This is a genomic window from Pacificoceanicola onchidii (assembly GCF_004804335.1).
Classification (GTDB): Bacteria; Pseudomonadota; Alphaproteobacteria; order Rhodobacterales; family Rhodobacteraceae; genus Pacificoceanicola; species Pacificoceanicola onchidii.
In genome coordinates this window covers 325,425-348,626 of record NZ_SRXY01000001.1, presented here as the reverse complement: position 1 = coordinate 348,626, position 23,202 = coordinate 325,425, and the positions used below count along the sequence as shown (strand labels likewise).

Below are 23,202 nucleotides of genomic sequence, written 5' to 3'. Positions count from 1 at the left end.
CGCTGCTCCTACGGCTCTGCGAGCCTACCTCGAGGTATTTGGAGCCCAAAGAAGGCCGGGGTGTGGTACCTGGTTTCTTTGGGCCGGTAAATACCTCGGGGAGTCGCCATCGGCGACGGGGCAGGGCCCCAAATCACGCCTGCCTCAGGTGTAGGCGATCCAGAGCAGGAAAAGGCCGAGGATGACGCGGTAGATCACATAAGGAGTGAAGCTGACCGAGCGCAGCAGGCGCATCATCAGGGCAAGCGCGGCGAGGGCGGCGATGAAGGCGAAGAGGGCTGCGATGGCGCCGTCGCGGGCGGCGGCGGCATTGGCGGTGCTGGCAACTTCGAGACCAAGCAGCGCGCCCGAAGCGATGATCGTCGGGATCGACATCAGCATGGCGAGTTTGGCCGCATCGGAGCGGGCATAGCCGAGCTGGCGGGCTGCTGTGATGGTGATGCCGGAGCGGGAAGTGCCGGGGATCAGGGCGAGGGCTTGCCACAGGCCCATCTTGATGGCGTCCGCTGTGTTCCAGTCGGGGGCTTCCTTGGCCTCCGGGCTACGGGTGTCGGCCCAGTAGAGCACGAGACCGAAGACCAGCATGGACCAGCCGATGACAGCCGTGGAGCGCATCATGTCGCTTAGTCCCGTGATCTTGAGGATGAGCCCGGCGACGATCACCGGGACCGTGGCGATCAGCAGGAGGAAGGCGAGCCGCGCCCCCGGCGCGTCGAGCCGGCCGCGCAGCATGGCGGGAATGCCCAGAATCCCTTCGCGCACGTCGCGCCAGAAGTAGAGGATCACTGCAAAGAGCGTGCCCACGTGCACCGCCACGTCGATAACCTGCCCCTGGTCCTGCAGCCCGGTCAGGCTTGGCAAGAGAATCAGGTGGCCCGAGGAGGAAATCGGCAGAAATTCCGTAACCCCTTGGATCAACGCGAGGATAAGAAGGTGGGTGAAGGTCATGGGCGCGGTCCGCACTGAAAATTAGCCCCCTGTATAACCCATTGTAGAATATGGGAAAGCTGTAATATAAATCCGAATCGGACCTAATTCTGCGTGGGTATGGGGAAATTTTACTGGCCTTCGACAAAAAAACCGAAATATAGGTCAGCACGAGTTACTTTTCTTCCCGGGCGGGCTTGTATATGAAGGCGCGACCGGAATCCCTGAATGGAGCCAGACCTTATGGCCAAGCAACCCATGCTGAAGTTCGTTGATGTCTCTCGCAAGATGCCTGAGAAGCGTGAAGCCGACGAGCGCAACAAAGATTTCGACGAGATTTACGCCGAATTTGCCGCCGTGAAGGCCGAAGAGCAGGCATCGCGTTGCAGCCAATGTGGCGTGCCGTATTGCCAGTCTCATTGCCCGCTGCACAACAATATCCCTGACTGGCTGCGCCTGACCGCAACGGGCCGTCTCGAAGAGGCCTACCAGGTCAGCCAAGCCACAAACACCTTCCCGGAAATCTGCGGCCGCATCTGCCCGCAAGACCGTCTGTGCGAAGGCAACTGCGTGATCGAGCAGTCCGGCCATGGCACCGTGACCATTGGCACGGTGGAGAAATACATCACCGATACCGCCTGGGAAAAGGGCTGGGTTCTGCCCGGCACCCCGGCGCAGGAGCGCACCGAAAGCGTGGGCATCATCGGTGCGGGCCCCGGCGGGCTGGCGGCAGCGGACATGCTGCGCCGCGCGGGTCTGCAGGTGACCGTTTATGACCGCTACGACCGGGCTGGCGGGCTGCTGACCTATGGTATTCCGGGCTTCAAGCTTGAGAAAGACGTGGTCATGCGCCGGATCGAGCAGCTGGAAAAGGCCGGTGTGCATTTCGTGCAGAACTGCGATGTCGGCGTGACCATGGCATTCGAAGAGATCCACGCGCAGCATGATGCGGTGATCATTGCGACGGGCGTGTACAAGTCCCGCGATCTGGGCGGTGTTGGCTCTGATGCCAAGGGGATCGTCAAGGCGATTGATTATCTGACCGCGTCGAACCGTGCGGCGAACTTTGGCGATACGGTTGCGGAATTCGAGAGCGGTGAGCTGAACGCAGCAGGCAAGAAGGTGGTCGTGATTGGCGGTGGTGACACGGCAATGGACTGTGTGCGTACAGCGATCCGGCAGGGTGCGGAAAGCGTCAAATGTCTGTATCGCCGCGACCGCGCAAACATGCCGGGCTCGCAGCGTGAAGTGCAGAACGCTGAAGAAGAAGGCGTGGTCTTTGAATGGCTTACCGCGCCGAAGGGCTTCAAGGGTGAGCCGGTCAGTGCCGTGGTGGTCGAGAAGATGCGTTTGGGTCTGCCCGATGCGACGGGCCGTCAGAGCCCCGAGCTGATCGAAGGCAGCGCCTATGACGAGCCCGCCGATCTGGTGGTCAAGGCGCTGGGTTTCTCGCCTGAGGATCTGCCGACGCTTTGGGGCCAGCCGGAGCTGGAAGTGACCCGTTGGGGCACGATCAAGGCGGAGTTCACCACGGGCCGCACGGCGATGGATGGCGTTTACGCGGTGGGTGACATCGTTCGCGGCGCGAGCCTTGTTGTCTGGGCGATCCGTGACGGGCGAGATTGCGCCGAAGCGGTGCTCGCGGACCTGACCGCCAAAGCGGCGGTTGCGGCTGAGTAAGCCTTTTCCAACAAATTCGGGCCGCATCGCTGCGGCCCCCCCCCCCCCGATTTTTTGGCCGCTGCGGCGGCCCCTCATGGAGGACGATGACCATGACCAAATATGATGCTGAATGGGTAGCCCGCGAAGAGGCGAAGCGCGCGTTTATGGCCGAGAAGGGCCTGTATCATGAGAGCGAAGAGCACAGCAGTTGCGGGGTGGGCCTTGTGGTCAGCCTCAACGGCAAGCCGTCGCGCAAGGTTGTGGAGGCCGGGATCACCGCGCTGAAGGCAATCTGGCACCGCGGTGCTGTGGACGCGGATGGCAAGACCGGCGACGGCGCAGGCATTCACGTGCAGATTCCGGTGAAGTTCTTCTACGACCAGATCGAGCGCACCGGCCACGAGCCGCGCATGGATGAGCTGATGGCCGTGGGTCAGGTGTTCCTGCCGCGCACCGACCATGGCGCACAGGAAGCCTGCCGGACCATCGTCGAGAGCGAAGTGCTGCGCATGGGCTATTACATCTACGGCTGGCGCCATGTGCCGGTGGATGTGTCCTGCCTCGGCGAGAAGGCCAACGCGACACGCCCGGAGATCGAGCAGATCCTGATTTCCAACGCCAAGGGTGTGGACGAGGAGACCTTTGAGCGCGAGCTTTATGTCATCCGCCGCCGCATCGAGAAGGCGGTTCTGGCCGCCGGGATCAACGGGCTGTACATGGCGTCGCTGTCCTGCCGTTCGATCATTTACAAAGGCATGATGCTGGCGGAGCAGGTGGCGGAGTTCTATCCGGACCTGCAGGATGCGCGGTTCGAGAGCGCCTTTGCGATCTATCACCAGCGCTATTCCACCAACACCTTTCCGCAGTGGTGGCTGGCGCAGCCGTTCCGCATGCTGGCGCACAACGGCGAGATCAACACGCTCAAGGGCAACGTCAACTGGATGAAATCGCACGAAATTCGCATGGCCTCCTCGGCCTTCGAAGAAAAGGCGGAAGACATCAAGCCGATCGTACCGAATGGCTCGTCCGACAGTGCGGCGCTGGACGCGGTGTTCGAGGTGCTGGTGCGCGCCGGGCGCAATGCGCCGATGGCCAAGACCATGCTGGTGCCGGAGAGCTGGTCCAAGCAGGCGGTTGAGCTGCCGCAGAGCTGGCGCGACATGTATTCCTACTGCAACTCCGTGATGGAGCCCTGGGATGGTCCCGCCGCGCTGGCGATGACCGATGGTCGCTGGGTGTGCGGCGGTCTGGACCGCAACGGTCTGCGCCCCATGCGCTACGTTGTGACCGGCGACGGCCTGCTGATTGCCGGCTCCGAGATCGGCATGGTGCCGACCGATGAGGCAACCGCGCGCGAAAAGGGCGCGCTTGGGCCGGGCCAGATGATTGCCGTCGACATGAAAGAGGGCAAGCTCTACCACGATACCGAGATCAAGGACGCACTGGCCGCCTCGCAGCCGTTTGGCGATTGGGTTGGCAAGATCACCGAGCTTGACGGCACTTTGGCGGCGGTCGAAGAAAAGCCGGTCTTTGCCGGGGCAGAGCTGCGCCAGCGCCAGATCGCAGCAGGCTATACCATTGAAGAGCTTGAGCAAATCCTTGCGCCGATGGCCGAAGACGGCAAAGAGACGTTGGCTTCGATGGGTGATGACACGCCCTCTGCGGTTCTGTCGAAGAAGTATCGCCCGCTGAGCCATTACTTCCGTCAGAACTTCAGCCAGGTGACGAACCCGCCGATTGACTCCTTGCGCGAATACCGCGTGATGAGCCTCAAGACGCGGTTCGGGAACCTCAAGAACGTGCTCGACGAGTCCTCGGCGCAGACCGAGATCTACGTGCTCGACAGCCCGTTTGTGGGCAACGCGCAGTTCGACGCGCTCAAGGCGTCCTTCAATGCGCCTTGCATCGAGATCGACTGTACCTTCCCTGCAGGCGGCGGTCAGGATGCGCTGCGCACGGCGCTGAACCGCATTCGTTCGGAAGCGGAAGACGCAGTGCGCTCCGGTTCGGGCCATCTCATCCTGACGGACGAGCATTCCGGCGCGGACAAGGTTGCCATGCCGATGATCCTCGCGACAAGCGCGGTGCACAGCCACCTGACGCGCAAGGGGCTGCGGACCTTCTGCTCGATCAACGTGCGCTCGGCCGAATGCATTGACCCGCATTACTTCGCGGTGCTGATCGGGGCCGGGGCCACGGTGGTGAACGCTTACCTTGCCGAGGACAGCCTTGCGGACCGCATCGAGCGGGGCCTGCTCGATGGCAGCCTGACGGAAAACATCGCACGCTATCGCGACGCGGTGGATCAGGGTCTTCTGAAGATCATGGCGAAGATGGGGATTTCGGTGATTTCCTCCTATCGCGGGGGTCTGAACTTCGAGGCGGTGGGCCTGTCCCGCGCCATGTGCGCCGAGTTCTTCCCGGGCATGACCAGCCGGATTTCCGGCATCGGTCTGCGCGGTTTGCAGAACAAGGCGGAAGAGGTGCACGCGCTGGCTTATGCACGCGGGCAGGACGTTCTGCCGATTGGCGGCTTCTACAAGGCGCGCAAGTCCGGCGAAACCCACGCCTGGGGTGCGCAGAACATGCACCTGTTGCAGAGCGCCTGTGACCGCGCGTCGTTCGAGCTGTGGAAGCAGTATTCCAAGGCGATGCAGGCGAACCCGCCGATCCATCTGCGTGACCTCCTGGCGATCAAGCCGCTGGGCGATGCGATCCCGCTGGAAGAGGTGGAAAGCATCACGTCCATTCGCAAGCGGTTCGTGACGCCGGGCATGTCGCTGGGCGCGCTCAGCCCCGAGGCGCACAAGACGCTGAACGTGGCGATGAACCGGATTGGCGCGAAGTCTGACTCGGGTGAGGGCGGCGAAGATCCGGCGCATTTCGTACCGGAGCCGAACGGGGACAACCCCTCTGCGAAGATCAAGCAGGTGGCGTCGGGCCGTTTTGGTGTGACCGCCGAGTATCTCAACCACTGCGAAGAGCTTGAGATCAAGGTGGCGCAGGGCGCGAAGCCCGGTGAAGGCGGCCAGCTTCCGGGGATGAAGGTCACGGACCTGATTGCCCGCCTGCGGCACTCGACCAAAGGTGTGACCCTGATCTCGCCGCCGCCGCACCACGACATCTACTCGATCGAAGACCTCGCGCAGCTGATCTACGATCTCAAGCAGATCAACCCAACCGTGAAAGTGACCGTGAAGCTGGTGGCCTCCTCCGGTGTTGGCACGATTGCAGCCGGTGTGGCCAAGGCCGAGGCGGATGTGATCCTGATCTCCGGCCACAATGGCGGCACGGGTGCCTCCCCTGCGACCTCGATCAAATACGCGGGTCTGCCGTGGGAGATGGGCCTCACAGAGGCGCATCAGGTTCTGGCGATGAACAACCTGCGCAGCCGCGTGGTTCTGCGCACGGATGGCGGTCTGCGCACGGGGCGTGACATTGTCATGGCGGCGATGCTCGGCGCGGAAGAGTACGGCATCGGCACCGCGGCGCTGATCGCGATGGGCTGTATCATGGTGCGTCAGTGCCAGTCGAACACCTGCCCGGTGGGCGTCTGCACCCAGCGCGATGATCTGCGGGCCAAGTTCACCGGCAACGCGGACAAGGTTGTGAACCTGATCACCTTCTACGCGCAGGAAGTGCGGGAAATCCTCGCCTCCATCGGCGCGCGCAGCCTTGAGGATGTGATTGGCCGGGCCGATCTGCTGTCTCAGGTCAGCCGTGGCTCCGAGCATCTGGATGATCTCGACCTCAACCCGCTGCTGATCCATGTGGATGGCTCGGAAAACATCGTCTACGACCGTGACCGCCCGCGCAACGCGGTGCCGGATACGCTGGATGCGGAGATCGTGCGCGACGCGGCGCGTTTCCTCGAAGACGGCGAGAAAATGCAGCTGTCTTATGCGGTTATGAACACGCACCGGACGGTGGGCACGCGCACGTCCAGCCATATCGTGCGCAAGTTCGGCATGCGCAACGCGCTCCAGCCCGATCACCTGCACGTCAAGCTGACAGGCTCTGCGGGGCAGGCTCTGGGGGCCTTCGCGGCGCCGGGTCTGAAGATCGAAGTGTCGGGTGATGCCAACGATTACGTCGGCAAGGGCCTCTCTGGTGGTCTCATTGTGGTGCGTCCGCAGCAGGTCTCGCCGCTGGTGGCCTCCGAGAACACGATCATCGGCAACACCGTGCTTTACGGTGCGACCGACGGGCACCTGTTTGCCGCAGGCCGCGCGGGCGAGCGTTTCGCGGTCCGCAACTCGGGCGCGAAGGTGGTGATCGAGGGCTGTGGCTCCAACGGTTGTGAATACATGACTGGCGGGGTCGCGGTGATCCTTGGCTCCATCGGCGCGAACTTTGGCGCAGGGATGACCGGCGGCATGGCCTATCTCTATGATCCCGAAGGCAAAGCGCCGGCGATGATGAACATGGAAGGGCTTGTGACCTGCCCGGTGACCACGCCGGAATGGGAAGCGCAGCTCAAAGGCCTGATCGAACGCCACGCGGAGGAAACCTTCTCCCGCAAGGCGCAGGACATCCTGCAACATTGGGACATCGAGAAGGGCAACTTCCTGCAGGTCTGCCCGGTCGAAATGCTCGACAAGATTGCCCACCCGCTGGGCATCGAAGGCGAGCAGGCCGTGCCTGCGGAGTGATTTCTGGTCCTTGGATTTTGAGGAAGGGCGGCCCGACGGGTCGCCCTTTTTCGTTTTCCTCGTATGTGTCTGTCCCAAAACCAGCGAGCGCAAACATGTAGCGCGTTTACCAAGAGTGTGGCAAGGTGAATATGCGCGAATTTGAATATGGGAGTTTTGGGAGATGAGATCTTTTTTGACGGCATTGGCTTTGACCGCCAGCGTGGCGTTGCCTGCCTCGGCGGCCACCGTGACGGAGGTGGTCTACAAGCTGAACGACAGCAGCAGCTACACCGCGCCCAAGGCATCGGCGGTGACCACATGGACCGGCACCGGCGGGCTGAACGAAGGGGTGCTTGGGGCGACGGACCTCGTTGAGAACGGTATCGACTTCAAAAGCAGCTTCGTCGACACCAACTGGGGCGACGTGCTGAGCGTGCTGGTCGGGGTTTACTCGGGCGGGATTCTGCAAGCCTTCATCGAGTTCGACGCCGCGGGCACCACCAAGGAAAACTTCTACGCCCTGTCCAATGTGACCAGCTCCAGCTGGACCGATCTGGGCGCGCCGCTGAACTATTTCTCGATTGACGGCGATCCGGTTCATGACCGGAACTGGTTCGTGAATGGTGGTTATGGCGGCTGCGGAAGTGACAACGGCTTCGTGATGATCAAGGACGGCACCACGGCCCCCTGTGGTTGGGAAACCAGCAACCAGGGGCCGGGCGATGCGACCCGGCTGTTCCTGTTCGCCGATAGCCCCACACGGCAGAACTACACCTCCGGCGAGGTTGGCGTGGGCGACGTGTTTGCCATCAGCGTGACCTACAACGTGGCCCCGGTGCCGATCCCGGCTTCGGGCCTGTTGCTGCTGGGCGCGATCGGCGCGATGGGTCTGCGCCGCCGTCTGAAGAAGGGCTGATCCCGGTTCACAAGGGCGCAGATCAGCGCCGGTCAAGGCGTCCCGTTGGGGCGCCTTTTTGCTGTTTGCCCATTTTGTAGCGTCTGCGGCGGCAAAGGGCGCAATCCATGGTGGGCGCAATGCAACGCAAGGTTTACTTGAGGGCGTTTACCGATTATTAATCTTTCCTAACAAGACGCGGCAAAAACAACGCGCATGAGACGAGACCGGGCGCAATAGCCCCAAGAGCGGTGATGACGATGAAACAGCATATTCTGGCTGCAGGTCTCCTGGCCTGTCTCGCGGTTCCTGCGGGGGCAACGACAACCGGGTTTTCTTTGAACCTCAGCGGGCCGGAAGTTGGTTTGTCCAGCGCCTCGCGGATGGATGCGATCCTGACCTCGCAGATCAACAACGAAGCGGACGCGCAGACCAGCAACACCGCCGAAGAGGATGCGCAGCGGACCTTCCTCGAATGGTTGGCGCTGGTGCTCTTTGGCATTGGTGCGGAGGATCTGGACACCAGCCGCTCCTCCGGGGGAGACCTACTTGCACGGTTCACGGTGGATCCTGAAGAATTTCCACAACTTGAGGGTCTGGTCGAGCTCGCGGGAGAACGCCTCGATCTGGTGGTCGCCAAGGAAGATGACCCTCAAAAAACAATCACTTCTGGCTTTTCGTTGTCGGCCTGTACCGAGAAAAACAAAGGCGAGCTCTGTGGATTCACGGTAATCGGCCTGTCTGAGACAAGCAATGCGTTGGCAGCGTTGATGTCCGGCGAGTTCGAAGCAGGGGACATTCAAATCCTGCCAACTACAGAAGCTATCGCATTGGGCGCCGGCTTGGATGGAAATGCGGTTGCCATCGCCCCGGTGCCGTTGCCCGCGTCGGGCCTGCTGTTCCTTGCCGCGCTTGGCGGTCTGGGAGCTCTGCGCCGCCGCCGGTGAGTGCCGAGGGCACGCGCCCCCCTTGTTTTCTGTTCAGATTGCCAGTGAGACGCGGTAGACCCTGATCATGGCAGCGCGCAAAACCTCTGCAAAGACACCGAAAAAGGAGCGCAAGGGCAAACCTGCGGACCGCCCGCGCATCCGCCCGCTGCGCTGGCTGATGAAATGGTTGGTCCGTCTGGGGGTGATCATGGCTGCTGCGATGCTTTTGCTGGTCCTGACGTTCAAAGGCCTGAACCCGCCGACAACCCACACGATCTGGAGCGAGCAGAAACGGCTCGGCTCGGTGGATCGCATGTGGGTCGACGCGGACCAGATCGCGCCGGTGATGCTGCGCGCGGTGGTGGCGGCGGAGGATGCGAATTTCTGCAACCACTGGGGTTTTGACATGAGCGCCATCCGCGCGGCGATTGCCTCCGGCGCAGCGCGGGGCGGCTCGACGATTTCGCAGCAGGTGGTCAAGAACGTCTTCCTTTGGCAAGGACGCAGCTATGTGCGCAAGGCGCTGGAGGCGGTGATGACCCCGATGGTCGAGGCAACCTGGTCGAAGCGGCGCATTCTGGAGGTCTATCTCAACGTGGCGGAGATGGGCGAGGGGGTCTTTGGCGTCGAAGCGGCGGCGCGGCATTACTTCGGCGTTGGCCCAGAAGCCCTGTCATCGCGGCAGGCGGCGCTCATTGCGGCGGCTTTGCCAAACCCCAAGAAACGCAACCCCGCCCGCCCCACGGCTTTCCTGAAAAAGCGCGCGCGGGCAATCGAGAGCGGGGCGGCGACGATTGCGGCAGATGGGCGGTCGGCCTGTTTTGAGTAGGTCGGATGCTGTGATAGTCTGAGGCATGTTGTCTTCCATTTGATCCGGAGATTTCCATGCCCGCCTCATTTCCCGCGCTGCCAATGGCGGTGTCGCTCGCAGGCCTTGCTTCGACCGCCTCGGCAGAATTGCTGACGCAGAATGGCGCAACGATCCGACCGAGCCTCGGTGTCGGCTCAACCTGTTCGGACAGTTACCTGTCTCCCTACGCGTTGTCCGCAATCGGAACTGCGCTTCCCGGTAACGTCTTCGCGTTCCATGCGCGCAGATCGCTGCAGAAGACCTCGACATGACCGATATGCAGATGCGGCTCCTGCGCAAGGTCGAGGAACTGACGCTTTATACGCTGGAGCTTGAGGCGGCTCGGGCCGTGCAGGCTGCACAGATCACCCGGCTTGAGGCCGCGCTGGCGCAGCTTCAGGGCAACTGAGCCGACCCCGACCAAAGACCCAAAGGAAAAGCAGGCATGTTTGGCGCGCGATCCTCAGCGGAGCAAAAAACGGTGTTTGTGCTGCCGGGGCTTGCGGAGGAGGCGACGTATCACGCGCCGCTGTCGGCAGCACTTGGCGGCGATGTGCAGGTCATTGCCCTGCGGCGTCCGCCCAAGGACGGGCTTTTTGCCAACCGCATGGATCAGATCGGGCGGGACCACGCGGAGCAGATCCTTGCCTCCGGCGTGGCGCCGCCGTTTCACCTGACCGGGTTTTCCTTTGGCGTTCAGGCCGCATTTGCCACGGCGCAGGCGCTGCTCCGGCGCGGGCAGGCCGTGGGGGTTCTGGCGATGATCGACGACGACGCCGATCTGCACCGCCGCCGCTTTGGTGCTTTGGACAATGCACCGCCCGGCCCGGAGGCCTCCGTCGCCGCGATCGAGGCGCTCGATGCCAAGCTGCTGGAGTGCTATCCCGGACGCATCCTCGCCTTTCGCGCCGATATCTGGCCGGGGTTGCGCAGGCCGGGGGAGGGGCTCGATTGGGAGTATTTTGCTGAAGGCGGCATGGACGTTCTGGCGCTGCCCTGCGCGCATATGGAGCTGGTCGAAGACCGCTGGATCAAACGCTGGGCCCCGGTTCTCAACGCCGCCCTGCACGGTCGCAGGCTGCGCGGGGTGCGCGATTTGCCGTCCCGCGTGGACGCGGTGCCCATGGCCGCATTGGAGGCTTTCGAGGCGAACAAGCGGGGGCAGCTGGAGGCGGAAATCCGGCTCTATCGCGCGGCGCTGGACGAGAACCCGGATAGCCCGGACTGGATCTGGATCAACCTGGCGCAGGCGCTGAACCAGAGCGGCGCCGTAACGGAAGCCATTGATCTGTTGCAGAAGGGCGCGGCGCGCTGGCCGGGCCTGTGCAACGGGCATGTGGAGCTGGTGCGCATGCTCAAGGCGGCGGGCCGGGGCGGGGAGGTGCGCGCGCTCGCGCAGGGCTGGGAGCGGCTGAAGGTCTTTTCGGCCACGGACTGGCACCTGCGCGGGGTGCTGTTTCAGGAGGCGGGAATGCCGCTCCGGGCGGATCAGTCTTTCCGCAAGGCGCTGCGCAAGTGTCCGGAGCTGACCAGTAGCCGCGGGCGGCTGGTGCGCGTGGTGATGAGTGCGGGGCGCTTTGATGAGGCGTTGGGCCTGATCCGCGCGGGGTTGAAGGTCACACCCGGCTCGCTGTTTTTGCAGGTGCTGGAGGGCGAGGTGCTGACCCGGATGGGGCAGCGGCGCGAAGCCGAGGCGATCCTGCGCGCCGTGGTGGCGCGCGATCCGTTGCAATGGCGGGCGCTTTCGCTGCTGGCGGAAATGCAAAGCGGGCCGGAGGGGCTGGAGGCGCTGCTGCCCCGCATCGAGGAAGGTTGCGCGCGCGCACCAAGCAACCACGGCATGTTCCTTGTTCAGGGGGAAGTGCTGGCACGGCTGGGCCGGGCGGAAGCGGCGGAAGCGGCGTTCCGGCAGTCGCTCGACAAGCAAAGACGCGATCTGCGCGGCTGGCTGGGGCTGAGCCGAGCGCTGGAGGCGCAGGGGCGGTACGCGGTGGCGCTGGACTGCCTGTGCGGCGCACCGCAGGCGCTGCGCGCAACGGCCGAATTGCGCCGCCGGTTGGGCGAGATCGTGCTGGCGGCGCGCGGCTTGTAAGAGTTTACCTTCGCGCGGTGGCGGGTCGGAGCCCCGCCCTACAGGTATGTCTGCGCGGGTCCTTGCCGTTTCACGCAGAGAGCCGGTAGGGCGGGGCTTTGCCCCGCTTGCCTGCTTGAATCCGGCGCGCTTTCGCTGCAATTAGGGAGGGCATTCATTCTCCCGCAGGTTCCAAATGGCCGAGCTTTACCACGTTCCCCTGTCTCCCTTTTGCCGCAAGGTGCGCCTGAGCCTTGCCGAGAAGAAGATCGAGTGCAAACTGCACGAGGAGCGGTACTGGGAAAAAGACGCGGATTTCCTGCGCCGCAACCCGGCGGCGAAAGTGCCGGTGCTGAAGATCGACGGCAAGACCATGGCCGAAAGCGCCGCCATTTGCGAATGGATCGAGGAGAAATACCCCGAGCCGCCCTTGATGCCGAAAAGTGCCGATGCGCGCTACGAGGTGCGGCGGCTGGTGGGCTGGTTCGACGACAAGTTCCACAATGAGGTCACGTCGAAGCTGCTCTACGAGCGGGTGAACAAGAAGGTGATGAAGGCCGGGTTCCCGGACAGCGGCAACGTCAAATCGGGCGCGCGTGCGATCAAGTATCATCTCGATTACATGGCCTGGCTCCTGGATCACCGGCGCTGGCTGGCTGGGGACAGCATGACGCTGGCGGATTTCGCCGCTGCGGCGCATCTGTCTGCTTTGGACTACATCAGCGATGTGGACTGGAACCGCTCAGAGGTGGTCAAGGATTGGTACGCCAAGATCAAATCGCGCCCTGCCTTCCGGTCCATTCTGGCCGACCAGGTTCCGGGTTTCCCGCCGCCTGCGCATTATGCCGATCTGGATTTCTGATGCCTACATGCGGGAACGAGGGGCGCGGCCCCTCGCGCTCCCCGAGGTATTTTTGGCCCAAAGAAGCGGGGGTGTGGCGTGTCTGATCTGGCCACAGCGCTGAAGGCCGAGGCGGCGGCGGTCGGGTTTTCCGATTGCCGTGTGTGCAGGCCCGGGGATGTGCCCCAGGTGGCGGAGCGTTTGGCGCAGTTTGTTGCCCAAGGGTGGCATGGGCAGATGGGCTGGATGGCGGAGCGGATGCATTGGCGGGGCGCGCCGGATGCGCTTTGGCCTGAGGCGCGCTCGGTGATTATGTTGGCAGAGAATTATGGTCCGGAGCATGATCCAAGGGCGATTTTGGCGCAGCCGGATCGGGCGGCGATCAGCGTTTATGCGCAGCACCGCGATTATCATGATGTGGTCAAGAAGCGGCTGAAGCGCCTGGGGCGTTGGCTGATTGAGCAAGCGGGGCCTCAGACCGAGATCAAGGTTTTTATCGATACTGCGCCTGTGATGGAGAAGCCTTTGGGCGCGGCGGCGGGGCTGGGCTGGCAGGGCAAGCACACCAATCTGGTGAGCCGCCGGTTGGGCAGTTGGTTCTTTCTGGGCTGTATCTTCACCACGGTTGATTTGCCGGCGGACGGGGTGGAGGTGGATCATTGCGGGTCGTGCCGGGCCTGTTTGGATGTGTGTCCCACGGATGCTTTTCCTGCGCCTTATCAGCTCGATGCGCGGCGCTGCATTTCTTACCTCACGATTGAGCATCATGGTCCCGTGGCGGAGGACTTGCGTGCGGGTTTGGGCAATCGGATTTACGGCTGTGACGATTGTCTGGCCGCCTGTCCGTGGAACAAGTTTGCGCAAACGGCGGCGGAGGTGAAATACCACGCGCGGGAAGATCTGCTTGCGCCGGAGCTGGCAGAGCTGGCGGGTCTCGATGATGCGGGATTCCGGGCGCGGTTTTCCGGCTCGCCGATCAAGCGGATCGGGCGGGATCGGTTTGTGCGCAATGTCTGTTATGCGATTGGCAACTCGGGGCAGGCGGCTTTGCGCCCGGTGGTGCAGGCTTTGTGCGAGGATGCGGATGAGACGGTGCGCGATGCGGCGCGCTGGGCTGTGGGGCGGCTGACGGCTTTGTGAGGGTGATTGCAATTCGCCTGATTTAACCCATCTAATGGGCATGGACATCAGGAGGACGCGCATGGCCAAGTATGAACGCCGCACCGAGGTGATCGAGAGCCTCAGCCCCGAGCAATACCGGGTGACGCAGGAGAACGGTACGGAACGCCCAGGCACTGGCGCATACCTCGACAACAAGGAAACCGGGATTTACGTCGATATTGTCTCCGGCGAGCCTTTGTTTGCCAGCGCCGCCAAGTACGAGAGCGGCTGTGGCTGGCCCAGTTTCGTCAAACCGATTGAGCCGGACAATATCGTGGAGCTTCGTGATACGACGCACGGGATGATCCGCACCGAGGTGCGCTCGGCCCATGGCGACAGTCATCTGGGGCATGTGTTCCCCGATGGGCCGATGGATCAGGGTGGCTTGCGGTATTGCATCAACTCCGCCTCGCTGCGGTTTATCCCGCGCGAGGAGATGGAGGCCGAGGGCTACGGCCAATATGTGGATCAGGTTGAGGAGGTGAGCTGATGGAGCGGGCTGTTCTGGCAGGAGGTTGTTTCTGGGGCATGCAGGATCTGATCCGCAAGCTTGATGGCGTGGAGAAAACTCGCGTGGGCTATACCGGCGGCGATGTGGCCAATGCCACCTACCGCAACCATGGCACCCACGCGGAAGGGATCGAGATCGTGTTTGACCCGGCGCGGATTTCGTATCGGGACTTGCTGGAGTTCTTCTTCCAGATTCATGATCCGACCACGGTGAACCGGCAGGGCAATGACCGGGGGATGAGCTATCGTTCGGCGATCTACTATGTCGATGACGCGCAGCGGGCCTGCGCTTTGGAGACCATCGCCGATGTCGAGGCCTCCGGGCATTGGCCGGGCAAGGTGGTGACGGAAGTGGAGCCTGTGGGCGATTTCTGGGAAGCGGAGCCGGAGCATCAGGATTACCTGGAGCGTATTCCCAATGGCTACACCTGCCATTTCCCGCGCGCGGATTGGGTTCTGCCGAAGCGTGCGGTCAAGAGCGCGTAAGCGTTTGCGGCGTGGCGTCTGTGGGGCAAGAACGCGGATTTCTTGGGTTTGGCTGCGACCGTTCCCCGTCTCCTCAGGCGCGACTTATACTTCAGCCATGAGGTCCCGGATCAAGTCCGGGACGGGTGTGATCTCCGCCCCCTTCGGACCCAAAGACACCGCCTGAACGCCGCGGCTCAATACACATCCCGCTGATAGCGGTGTGTGGCGGTGAGCTGGTCCATATAGGCAGCGACCTCCACATCGGTTTTGCCGCCGTGCTCTGCGATGATCTCGCGCAGGGTGCGGTCGACATCTGTGGCCATGCGGCTGGCGTCGCCGCAGATATAGACCGCCGCGCCGCTCTCCAGCCATTCGAACACCGCCTTGCCATCCTGTTTCAGCAAAGTCTGCACATAGACCTTGTCCGCAGTGTCCCGTGACCAGGCGAGGCTGGCCTTGTCCAGAACGCCGTTTTCGATCCAGCCTTCGATCTGCTCCCGGTAGAGGTAATCGCAGGCCTCGTGCTGATCGCCGAAGAACAGCCAGTTCCGACCGTCCGCGCCGCGCGCCTCGCGCTCTTCAAGGAAAGCCCGGAACGGGGCGATGCCGGTGCCGGGGCCAATCATGATCAGGGGCACGCTGTCGTCTTCGGGGATATGGAAATGCGCCGATTTCTGCACGTAGACGCCAAGGCTTCCGCCCACGGCGAGCCGCTCGCCCAGGTAGGTTGAGGCCACGCCTTTGCGGTCGCTGTCATGCATCGCATAGCGCACCTCGCCCACGGTCAGATGCACCTCGCCGGGGTGGGCCTTGGGGCTGGAGGAAATCGAGTAGAGACGGGGTTGCAGCGCGCGCATGCCGTCGGCCAGAGCCTGCGCATCAAGGCCCGGACCTGCCTGCAACAGGTCGATGATATGGTCATCGTCGGCCTTTTTCTCCACGCCCCAGGCCTCCAGTGTCTTCGGCGTGACGGTTTGCAGGTCCAGCCGGGTCAGCAGGGCCGCGCGCAGTGGCGCGGGGCCGGTCTTCAGCGTCACGGTTTCCTTGCCGCTCAGCCCCGTCGCGTCCAGAACCTGCTGCACCTCGCGCGGGCAGTTCATCGGCCAGACGCCCAAAGCGTCGCCCACCGCATAGTCCAGATCTTCGCCGCCCCCGGCCAGCGACAGCTCGATATGATTGACGCATTTGGCCGAAGCCGCCCCGCTGAGACGGTCCGAGGCGATCAAGGTCGCCATGAAGGGATGAGTCTTGTCAAAGGCCGGACCGGCGGTGGTAGGCTCGGGCGCGGAAGCGGCCCCGGCGGCGGATTTGAACGGCGTACTGGCAAAGGTGGCGTCGCGCCAGGCGGCGAAGTCATCCTCGAAATCCACATCGCAGAACACCGCGTCTGCCGCCCGCGTTGCGCCCAACTCGCCCAGGCGGCGGTCAATGTCGCGCGCGGTCTGGTTGAAGTCTGCATAGCTGGAATCGCCAAGGCCCAGAACGCTGAAGTTGAGAGTTGCGGGCAGCTCCGGCGCGGCCTCGTCCATCAGGGCGGCATAGAACTTGACCGCATTGTCCGTCGGCTCGCCCACGCCAAAGGTGGCCGCGACGATCAGCAGGTGGTTGATGGCGGACAGGTCCGACACCTGAAGATCGTCCAGCGCGGTGACCGTGGCGTCAAAGCCTTGGGTCTTGGCGAATTTGCGCAGCGCCTTGGAGAGCACTTCGGAATTGCCCGATTGCGACCCATAAAGAATGGTCAGCGCAGTGCCTGTCTCCGCCGCAGGGCCGCCGCTCGCCGAGGCCGAGGCAATCGCGTGGAGCCCGCTGAGCAGGCCATTGAGCCAATGCCGCTGGGCCTCGTCAAAGGGGGCGTCCTCGGGGATGAAGGTGGCCGGAGTTATGCCGTGGGTCTGGCCAATGGCCGTGGCCAGGTTTTCGAGAATTTTCGGGTCTTGGGCGGTCATGATGCAATATCCGGTTGGGTCTGGAGGTCAGCTGGCGATGGCCATGTCCTGCGGGACAAGGCTTTGCAGGGCCTCGTCACTGAGGCTGCGGGTGTAGTCGAGGAAGGTCTGATCAGGTGCGCGTTCGGCTATGTAGCGCCCGATGACATGGTCCAGGATGCCGATGACCGCATCGCCGGGAACCGGGCCGCAGAGAGGGCGGGCCAGCCCCTGATCCATGTCAGAGCCGCCGCCCAGAACGATGCTATAGCCCTCGCCGCCGCCCGGCGTGGCTGTGCCGACAAGGCCGATGTCACCGATATAATGCTGGGCGCAGGAGTTGGGGCAGCCGGTCAGATGGATGTTGATCGGGGTCTCAAGCGTGAACTTGTCTTCCAGATGCCGCACAATCGCAAGCGCGTCAGCCTTGGTATAGGCCTGCGCGAGCTTGCAGGCCCATTTGCCGGTGCAGGCCACCGCGCCCGCCGCAAAGGACGAGGCCTCATCGCTCAATCCAACCGCCGCCAGCGCCGCGCGCAGCGGTGGCAGGTTTTCATCCGAAACGCCAAGGATCAGCGGGTTCTGCCAGACCGTCAAACGCAGGTCATTGTCGCCATAGGTCATCGCGATCCGGCCCAGTTCGCGCATCTGCTCGGCGGACATGCGGCCCAGTTCCAGCGCCACGCCGACGTAATTCAGCCCGTTCTTCTGTTTGTGAATGCCGATATGGGCGCGGCGATCTATCGGGGGGCGCGGCGCGCCCAGACTGTCCGGCAGCCTGTGCAGCGCCACGCCGCGCGCCTGTGCATCGAGCTTTTCCTGGGTCATCTGGCAGAACCACTCGACCCCTTTGCCATCAAGCAGGTATTTCAGCCGCGCCTTGGCCCGGTTGCGGCGGTTGCCGTGTTCGACAAAGACCCGCAGCATCGCCTCGGCCACATCAACCGCCTCCTCCGGGCGGCAGGCCAGCTCGGTGGCCCGTGCGAAATCCTTGTGGCCGGTGATGCCGCCAAGCGCGATGCGCAGCCAGATGCCCGGCTCGATCCCCTGTTCGTTCTCGCCGATCTCTACCGCCTGAAAGCAGATGTCGTTGGTGTCGGAGACGCAGGAGATATGCCCCGCGCCGTCAAAGGAGATGTTGAACTTGCGTGGGATGCCCTGCAATTCGCGGGTGCGCAGGATGCGCAGGCTCAGCCGCGCCACCTGCGGGCGCAGGTCGATCAGTTCCAGCGGATCAACCCCGGCGAGGGGCGAGACGGTCAGGTTCCGGGCGCTGTCGGCCCCGGTGCCCTGTGCTGTCAGGCCAACCGCCTGCATCTTCTCGATGATCGGAATGATGTTGCCGGGCATGATCTCGCGCAGTTGCAGGCTGCCGCGCGTGGTGACGTGGGAATAGCCGCCCGCATGGGCTTCGGCGATTTCGCCCATCACACTCATCTGGTCGCCGCGCAGGATGTTGCCGGGGCAGCGCATCCGCATCATGTAGCCTTCCTGAGCGGGGCGGACGTCAAAAAACCCCAGATGCCGCAGGAGGAAATTGTCGAGACCGGCGGCCTGATGCCCCTCTGCCTCCCATGCCTCGACCATGTGCCACATGTCGAGCGGGTGCATGTTGTATTTCGCAACCTCTTCCTTCGCCAGATCCTCCAGCGGCACGCCGTAGACGGTGGCCTCCTCGGCCGCGCCGGACCCGCCGCCCGCCTGAAACGCCTGGTTCAGATTGAGCTTGGTGAGAACGTCGATCAGGTAGCTTTGCTGTTCGCTGGTAAATCCTGTCGCTGCTTGGGACATGTTCCTGCCTCCGTGATCCACGGGCAGACCGGCAAGGCCGCAAACCCGTGTGTTGCTGGGGACGCGCGTGGGCGCGGGGAGAAAGATGTGCGTGTGGGCCAAGGGGCGCAGAGCCTCTGCCAACACGGGAACCGGACGCCACTGTCCGAAATCAGGGCCGCGCTTTGTGCGCTGCGCCGGGCCTCGTTGCCCGAAGCGCACAAGTGCGCGTCTTGAACAAAGCAAAGCACAGCAATCCGGGGAGGCAAGCGTGGCGCAGGCAAAAACCGGGCTGCTGCGCGGGTTCCGCGGCGGGAAGACTGAATAATATGCAAAAGCGGGCAAAATGCGGGCGGTCTGTGGGTGTTGAGCGCGCGCCCCGCGCCCGCACAAGGCCGGGAACGCGCTCGGATCCCATTCCGATTCTGCGGCGCGGCATAGAATCATTTCTGCGCTGCAGCATCATATTGTGGTGAAATAAGCGCATTGCGTGCCGGAAATTGCCTAAATAGTCATCAATTTCTGTCCAGCCGTCCCTTTTTGCCGGGGGCCTTTATGGAAAACAGTTTGACAAGTTTTATCTCCACCCGCTCTGCTTGAAATGCGACTGGCGATGAAGTCAGCGCCTAACGGCCAAAATCAGGCCCGCGTTTGGTTATACACGGGCCGGGTAAACGACCGCAGCAACGGCGCTGCGTGCCAGAATACTTAGATTTCTGCGATTGCACCTGCGGGTGTGTCTTGTTCCCCCTATGCGATCAATCACCGCGTCATGCGGGTTCTAAATCTGTGTCTTCCGGCACGCATAAATCGTCTCGGATCGTCTGAAATACGGGCTGCCCGTTTTCAGCAATTCCATCCAAGCCTGCTCCCTTTCGTTAGGCCAGGATACTCACAAAAGAGGAACTGAACTGAAATGTCATATGTAACACCTGCGGAGTTCTCTGCTCAAATGGTAGACGCCGGCGCGAAGAAAGCGCTGATGTCCACCAAGGATACGCTGATCCGGTCATATATGGCAGGCGCGATCCTGGCACTGGCCGCGGCCTTTGCTGTCACCATCGCCGTTCAAACCGGTCATTTCATCATAGGCGCGCTGCTGTTCCCGGTCGGCTTCTGTACGCTCTACCTGCTGGGCTATGACCTGCTGACAGGGGTTTTCACGCTGGTTCCTCTGGCGGTCATCGACAAACGCCCCGGCGTGGACATGAAAGCGCTGTGGCGCAACTGGGGCCTTGTTTTCGTCGGCAACTTTGCCGGGGCCTTTACCACGGCGGTGTTCATCACCATCACCCTGACCATGGGCTTCACCACGGAGCCGAACGCGGTCGGACAGAAGCTGATGGACATCGGGCACGCGCGGACCGTGGGCTATGCCGAAGCGGGCGGCGGCGGTATGCTGACGCTCTTCATCCGCGCCGTGATGTGCAACTGGATGGTCTCGACCGGCGTGGTTGCCGCGATGATGTCGACCTCCACCTCCGGCAAGATCATGGCCATGTGGATGCCGATCCTGATCTTCTTCTACATGGGCTTCGAGCACTCCATCGTGAACATGTTCCTGTTCCCGATCGGTATCCTGATGGGCGCGGATTTCACCTGGGGTGATTACCTGCTCTACAACGAGATCCCGACCGTGATCGGCAACCTTGTCGGCGGCCTGACCTTCGTGGGTGCGATGCTCTACTCCACCTACTACAAGACCAGCCCGGCGCGTGAGCCCAAGGGTGTTCCGGCGGAATAAGCCCGAACTCTCGCCAACCGGCCGCACGGATTTCGGTCCGTGCGGCCTCGCTGATCCGGTGCCAATGCAGAGCCTTGCCATGCCCAAAGACGGGACCCCGACATCCGCCCTCTCCGTTCAGATCGGCCAGTTTACGCAGGCCGGGCTGAAGGGTCAGAGGAACCAGGACTTCTTTGGCGCCACCGTCCCGACAGGCCGGGCGCTGCGGCTCAAAGGTGTGACCGTGGCGATTGCCGACGGGATCACCCCCAGCCCGGTCAGCCACGAGGCGGCGGAGCTCGCCGTCAAAAGCCTGATGACCGATTACTACGCCACCTCCGATGCCTGGGGCGTGCAGACCGCCGCCAGCAACGTGATCGCGGCAACCAATGGCTGGCTTTACGGTCTGAACCGCCGTGCCATGCCCGAACGGGCAGAGCTGGGTCATATCTGCACGCTCAGCGCGTTGATTTTAAAAGGGCATTCCGCCCATGTCCTGCATGTCGGCGACAGCCGGATCTGGCGGGTTTCGGGCGCAGGCCTTGAGCCGCTGACACAGGATCACGTTGTACCCGTGCCCGGATCCGGAACGCAATTGAGCCGGGGGCTTGGCCTCGATCAGACCGTTGCGGTGGACTACCGCGAGGTGCCTTTGCAGGTGGGAGACGTGTTTGTTCTGACCACGGACGGGGTGCATGAACACTGGAAACCCGAGGTGGTGGTGACCGCGATCCGCAGCGCGGACACGCTGGACGCCGCCGCCGAGGGCATCGCCAGTGCCGCCCGCGACGCCGGCAGCCGCGATGACCTGACCATTCAGATCCTGCGCGTGGAGGCGCTCCCCGAGGCGGATCCTTTGGCCGAACTGGTGGACGGCGGTCTGCCGCTGCTGCCTTTGCCGGAGCCGGGCGATACGCTCGACGGCTTTCGGATCGTGCGCAAGATCCATGAGAACAACCGCAGCCACATCTTCCTTGCCATTGCGCCGGACGGGCAAAAGGTGGCCCTGAAATTGCCCGCAAGCGAGACCCGATCAGAGCCGCTTTTCCTGCGCCAGTTCCTGATGGAAGAATGGATCGCCCGGCGGCTGTCCTCGCCGCATGTTCTGCGCGCCGCGCCTGCGCCGGAGACGCGTTCCGGCCTCTACGTGGTCACGGAATACATCGAGGGCCTGACGCTGCGGCAATGGATGCGTGACAATCCGGAGCCGACGCTCGATGAGGTGCGCAGCCTTGCCCGTCAGATGATCCAGGGCCTGCGCGCCTTTCACCGAAAGGACATGTTGCATCAGGATTTTCGGCCTGAAAACATTATGATAGATTCCTTAGGCACGCTGAAGATCATTGATCTCGGCGCGACCCGCGTGCAGGGCGTCGAAGAGGGCAAGGCCCGCCCCTCGGACGCCATCCTCGGCACGCTGCAATACACCGCGCCGGAGTATTTCGTCGGCGATCACACCGGTCCGCAGTCGGATCAGTTCTCGCTTGGTGTTGTCCTCTACGAGATGCTGACCGGGCGTCTGCCCTATGGCGCCGATGCTGCCCGCGTCAGCAATCGCCGCGATAGAGCCCGGCTGCGCTATCGCTCTGCAATCGATGGCGAAAACGCCGTGCCTTACTGGATTGACGACACGCTCAGCCGCGCCACGCATCCGCTTGGCCACAGGCGCTTTGCCGCACTGTCCGAGCTGGAAGCGGGCCTGACCGCGCCGCCCGAGGGCAGCCGTGGCCGCGCCAAACGCCCGCTGGCCGAGCGCGATCCGGTGCGCTTCTGGCAAGCAATATCCGCGCTGCTGTTTGGCCTTGTGCTGATCCTGCTGGCGCTCCCCTGACACCTCCCCAATCTCCAACCGAAAGGACAAAATCATGGACATGATCACAACCACGATGACGCGCGAGGACGTGACCGCGATGATCATTCAGGCCAAGAAACAGGGAAGCCTGACCTGGGAAAGCATCGCCGAAGAAATCGGCATGTCGCCGGTCTGGACGCATTCGGCCTGCATGGGCATGAACGCCATGCCCGCCGAGAAAGCTGACGCGCTGGTCAGCACGCTGGGCCTGCCGCCGGAAGCCTCTGCCATCCTGCAGGAAAGCCCGACCAAGATCTGGGAGCAGACCGTCCCGACCGATCCTTGCATCTACCGGTTCTATGAAATCGTCGGGGTTTACGGTCCGACGCTCAAGGCGCTGATCCACGAGAAATTCGGCGACGGCATCATGTCCGCAATCGATTTTGACATGACCGTCACCCGCGTTGAGAACTCCAAGGGTGACCGGGTGAAAGTCGAAATGTCGGGCAAATACCTCGCCTACAACGCCTGGTAATCCGGGTCCCGGCAAGAGATGGTCTCGACTGTCCTGATGGTCGCTGCGGGTGGCGCAACGGGGGCCATGGCGCGCTACGGGGTTGGGCTTTTCATGGCCCAGACCGTGGCGGCCAGCCTCCCGCTGGGCGTCATCGCGGTCAATATCCTCGGCTCTTTTGTAATGGGCGCGTTTGCGAGTTTTGCCGCAACTCGCGACATGCTCCATTTGTCTCCTCTGGTCATGACCGGATTCCTGGGCGGTTTCACAACCTTTTCGGCGTTTTCGCTGGAGGCGGTGACGCTGTTTGAAAAAGGCCAGATAAATCACGCGCTGCTTTATGTGGCGTTGTCCGTTCTTGGATCAATTGGTGCGCTGATCCTTGCTGCAATAATGGCGAGAATGATTTGGGCCTGAGATATCAAATTAAATAGTGTCGTTTATATACGCAGGGCAGAATATAAGAGGTGGTTGGGAAAAGAAATGCACCGGGCAAATCGCAAACTGCCCGGCATAATAAAAGTTGG

At 62.7% G+C, this 23,202-nt stretch carries 19 protein-coding genes; 16 read left to right on the top strand and 3 right to left on the bottom strand.

Annotation, left to right across the window (positions count from 1 at the left end; genetic code table 11):
* Positions 1-144 precede the first annotated feature (144 nt).
* The gene (locus E4662_RS01610; RefSeq protein WP_136439492.1) at positions 145-948 is read right to left on the bottom strand and encodes an undecaprenyl-diphosphate phosphatase; all 804 of its coding nucleotides are present in this window, start codon (positions 946-948) and stop codon (positions 145-147) included.
* A gap of 222 nt (positions 949-1,170) precedes the next feature.
* Between E4662_RS01610 and E4662_RS01605 the strand changes: the two genes are divergently transcribed.
* The 12 genes from E4662_RS01605 (at position 1,171) to msrA (ending at position 14,966) form a co-directional block, all read left to right on the top strand.
* Complete coding sequence (locus tag E4662_RS01605) at positions 1,171-2,607, top strand: NAD(P)-dependent oxidoreductase (protein ID WP_136440209.1); 1,437 nt, start codon at positions 1,171-1,173, stop codon at positions 2,605-2,607.
* Between the two features lie 92 nt (positions 2,608-2,699).
* Positions 2,700-7,241 carry a glutamate synthase large subunit gene (gltB, locus tag E4662_RS01600; RefSeq protein ID WP_136439491.1) on the top strand — a complete coding sequence of 1,514 codons (4,542 nt, stop codon included), beginning with the start codon at positions 2,700-2,702 and terminating at the stop codon, positions 7,239-7,241.
* Between the two features lie 163 nt (positions 7,242-7,404).
* Positions 7,405-8,139, top strand: a complete 735-nt coding sequence (locus E4662_RS24275; protein WP_240705088.1) for a VPLPA-CTERM sorting domain-containing protein — start codon at positions 7,405-7,407, stop codon at positions 8,137-8,139.
* Positions 8,140-8,501: 362 nt separating this feature from the next.
* Positions 8,502-9,065 carry a VPLPA-CTERM sorting domain-containing protein gene (locus E4662_RS24270; protein WP_240705087.1) on the top strand — a complete coding sequence of 188 codons (564 nt, stop codon included), beginning with the start codon at positions 8,502-8,504 and terminating at the stop codon, positions 9,063-9,065.
* Between the two features lie 67 nt (positions 9,066-9,132).
* Positions 9,133-9,876 carry a monofunctional biosynthetic peptidoglycan transglycosylase gene (mtgA, locus tag E4662_RS01585; protein WP_136439490.1) on the top strand — a complete coding sequence of 248 codons (744 nt, stop codon included), beginning with the start codon at positions 9,133-9,135 and terminating at the stop codon, positions 9,874-9,876.
* Positions 9,877-9,932: 56 nt separating this feature from the next.
* Positions 9,933-10,169 carry a TroA family protein gene (locus E4662_RS01580; protein ID WP_136439489.1) on the top strand — a complete coding sequence of 79 codons (237 nt, stop codon included), beginning with the start codon at positions 9,933-9,935 and terminating at the stop codon, positions 10,167-10,169.
* Complete coding sequence (locus E4662_RS23985; protein ID WP_168797864.1) at positions 10,166-10,306, top strand: hypothetical protein; 141 nt, start codon at positions 10,166-10,168, stop codon at positions 10,304-10,306. The genes E4662_RS01580 and E4662_RS23985 overlap by 4 nt, the downstream gene beginning before the upstream one ends.
* A gap of 36 nt (positions 10,307-10,342) precedes the next feature.
* On the top strand, positions 10,343-11,989 hold the full coding sequence (locus E4662_RS01575) for a tetratricopeptide repeat protein (protein ID WP_136439488.1): 1,647 nt from the start codon (positions 10,343-10,345) through the stop codon (positions 11,987-11,989).
* A gap of 175 nt (positions 11,990-12,164) precedes the next feature.
* Positions 12,165-12,830, top strand: coding sequence for an FtsZ-binding protein FzlA (gene fzlA / locus E4662_RS01570; RefSeq protein ID WP_136439487.1), 666 nt, complete (start codon positions 12,165-12,167; stop codon positions 12,828-12,830).
* 78 nt (positions 12,831-12,908) lie between these two features.
* A complete protein-coding gene (queG, locus tag E4662_RS01565) occupies positions 12,909-13,949 on the top strand; it encodes a tRNA epoxyqueuosine(34) reductase QueG (RefSeq protein ID WP_240705086.1) in 1,041 nt (346 codons plus the stop codon).
* Between the two features lie 61 nt (positions 13,950-14,010).
* Complete coding sequence (gene msrB / locus E4662_RS01560) at positions 14,011-14,460, top strand: peptide-methionine (R)-S-oxide reductase MsrB (protein WP_136439486.1); 450 nt, start codon at positions 14,011-14,013, stop codon at positions 14,458-14,460.
* Positions 14,460-14,966, top strand: a complete 507-nt coding sequence (gene msrA / locus E4662_RS01555; RefSeq protein WP_136439485.1) for a peptide-methionine (S)-S-oxide reductase MsrA — start codon at positions 14,460-14,462, stop codon at positions 14,964-14,966. Before msrB ends, msrA begins: the two co-directional genes overlap by 1 nt.
* Positions 14,967-15,142: 176 nt before the next feature.
* On the opposite strand, the gene E4662_RS01550 is transcribed toward msrA, so the two are convergent.
* Positions 15,143-16,897, bottom strand: coding sequence for a diflavin oxidoreductase (locus tag E4662_RS01550; RefSeq protein ID WP_136439484.1), 1,755 nt, complete (start codon positions 16,895-16,897; stop codon positions 15,143-15,145).
* A 27-nt stretch (positions 16,898-16,924) separates the two neighbouring features.
* Positions 16,925-18,667, bottom strand: coding sequence for a NirA family protein (locus tag E4662_RS01545; protein ID WP_168797863.1), 1,743 nt, complete (start codon positions 18,665-18,667; stop codon positions 16,925-16,927).
* An 895-nt stretch (positions 18,668-19,562) separates the two neighbouring features.
* Between E4662_RS01545 and E4662_RS01540 the strand changes: the two genes are divergently transcribed.
* From E4662_RS01540 to crcB, 4 genes are all read left to right on the top strand, one after another.
* Positions 19,563-20,390: a formate/nitrite transporter family protein gene (locus E4662_RS01540; protein WP_136439482.1), complete on the top strand. Its 828-nt coding sequence runs from the start codon at positions 19,563-19,565 to the stop codon at positions 20,388-20,390.
* Positions 20,391-20,469: 79 nt separating this feature from the next.
* The gene (locus E4662_RS01535) at positions 20,470-22,200 is read left to right on the top strand and encodes a bifunctional protein-serine/threonine kinase/phosphatase (RefSeq protein WP_136439481.1); all 1,731 of its coding nucleotides are present in this window, start codon (positions 20,470-20,472) and stop codon (positions 22,198-22,200) included.
* 34 nt (positions 22,201-22,234) lie between these two features.
* Positions 22,235-22,696 carry a cyanase gene (gene cynS, locus E4662_RS01530; RefSeq protein WP_206080244.1) on the top strand — a complete coding sequence of 154 codons (462 nt, stop codon included), beginning with the start codon at positions 22,235-22,237 and terminating at the stop codon, positions 22,694-22,696.
* 18 nt (positions 22,697-22,714) lie between these two features.
* Positions 22,715-23,092, top strand: coding sequence for a fluoride efflux transporter CrcB (gene crcB / locus E4662_RS01525; protein WP_136439480.1), 378 nt, complete (start codon positions 22,715-22,717; stop codon positions 23,090-23,092).
* Positions 23,093-23,202: the final 110 nt, after the last annotated feature.

Coding starts and splice junctions, on each gene's coding strand:
- E4662_RS01610 (WP_136439492.1), bottom strand. CDS start 948: ATGACCTTCACCCACCTTCTTATCCTCGCGTTGATCCAAGGGGTTACG.
- E4662_RS01605 (WP_136440209.1), top strand. CDS start 1,171: ATGGCCAAGCAACCCATGCTGAAGTTCGTTGATGTCTCTCGCAAGATG.
- gltB (WP_136439491.1), top strand. CDS start 2,700: ATGACCAAATATGATGCTGAATGGGTAGCCCGCGAAGAGGCGAAGCGC.
- E4662_RS24275 (WP_240705088.1), top strand. CDS start 7,405: ATGAGATCTTTTTTGACGGCATTGGCTTTGACCGCCAGCGTGGCGTTG.
- E4662_RS24270 (WP_240705087.1), top strand. CDS start 8,502: ATGGATGCGATCCTGACCTCGCAGATCAACAACGAAGCGGACGCGCAG.
- mtgA (WP_136439490.1), top strand. CDS start 9,133: ATGGCAGCGCGCAAAACCTCTGCAAAGACACCGAAAAAGGAGCGCAAG.
- E4662_RS01580 (WP_136439489.1), top strand. CDS start 9,933: ATGCCCGCCTCATTTCCCGCGCTGCCAATGGCGGTGTCGCTCGCAGGC.
- E4662_RS23985 (WP_168797864.1), top strand. CDS start 10,166: ATGACCGATATGCAGATGCGGCTCCTGCGCAAGGTCGAGGAACTGACG.
- E4662_RS01575 (WP_136439488.1), top strand. CDS start 10,343: ATGTTTGGCGCGCGATCCTCAGCGGAGCAAAAAACGGTGTTTGTGCTG.
- fzlA (WP_136439487.1), top strand. CDS start 12,165: ATGGCCGAGCTTTACCACGTTCCCCTGTCTCCCTTTTGCCGCAAGGTG.
- msrB (WP_136439486.1), top strand. CDS start 14,011: ATGGCCAAGTATGAACGCCGCACCGAGGTGATCGAGAGCCTCAGCCCC.
- msrA (WP_136439485.1), top strand. CDS start 14,460: ATGGAGCGGGCTGTTCTGGCAGGAGGTTGTTTCTGGGGCATGCAGGAT.
- E4662_RS01550 (WP_136439484.1), bottom strand. CDS start 16,897: ATGACCGCCCAAGACCCGAAAATTCTCGAAAACCTGGCCACGGCCATT.
- E4662_RS01545 (WP_168797863.1), bottom strand. CDS start 18,667: ATGTCCCAAGCAGCGACAGGATTTACCAGCGAACAGCAAAGCTACCTG.
- E4662_RS01540 (WP_136439482.1), top strand. CDS start 19,563: ATGTCATATGTAACACCTGCGGAGTTCTCTGCTCAAATGGTAGACGCC.
- E4662_RS01535 (WP_136439481.1), top strand. CDS start 20,470: ATGCCCAAAGACGGGACCCCGACATCCGCCCTCTCCGTTCAGATCGGC.
- cynS (WP_206080244.1), top strand. CDS start 22,235: ATGGACATGATCACAACCACGATGACGCGCGAGGACGTGACCGCGATG.
- crcB (WP_136439480.1), top strand. CDS start 22,715: ATGGTCTCGACTGTCCTGATGGTCGCTGCGGGTGGCGCAACGGGGGCC.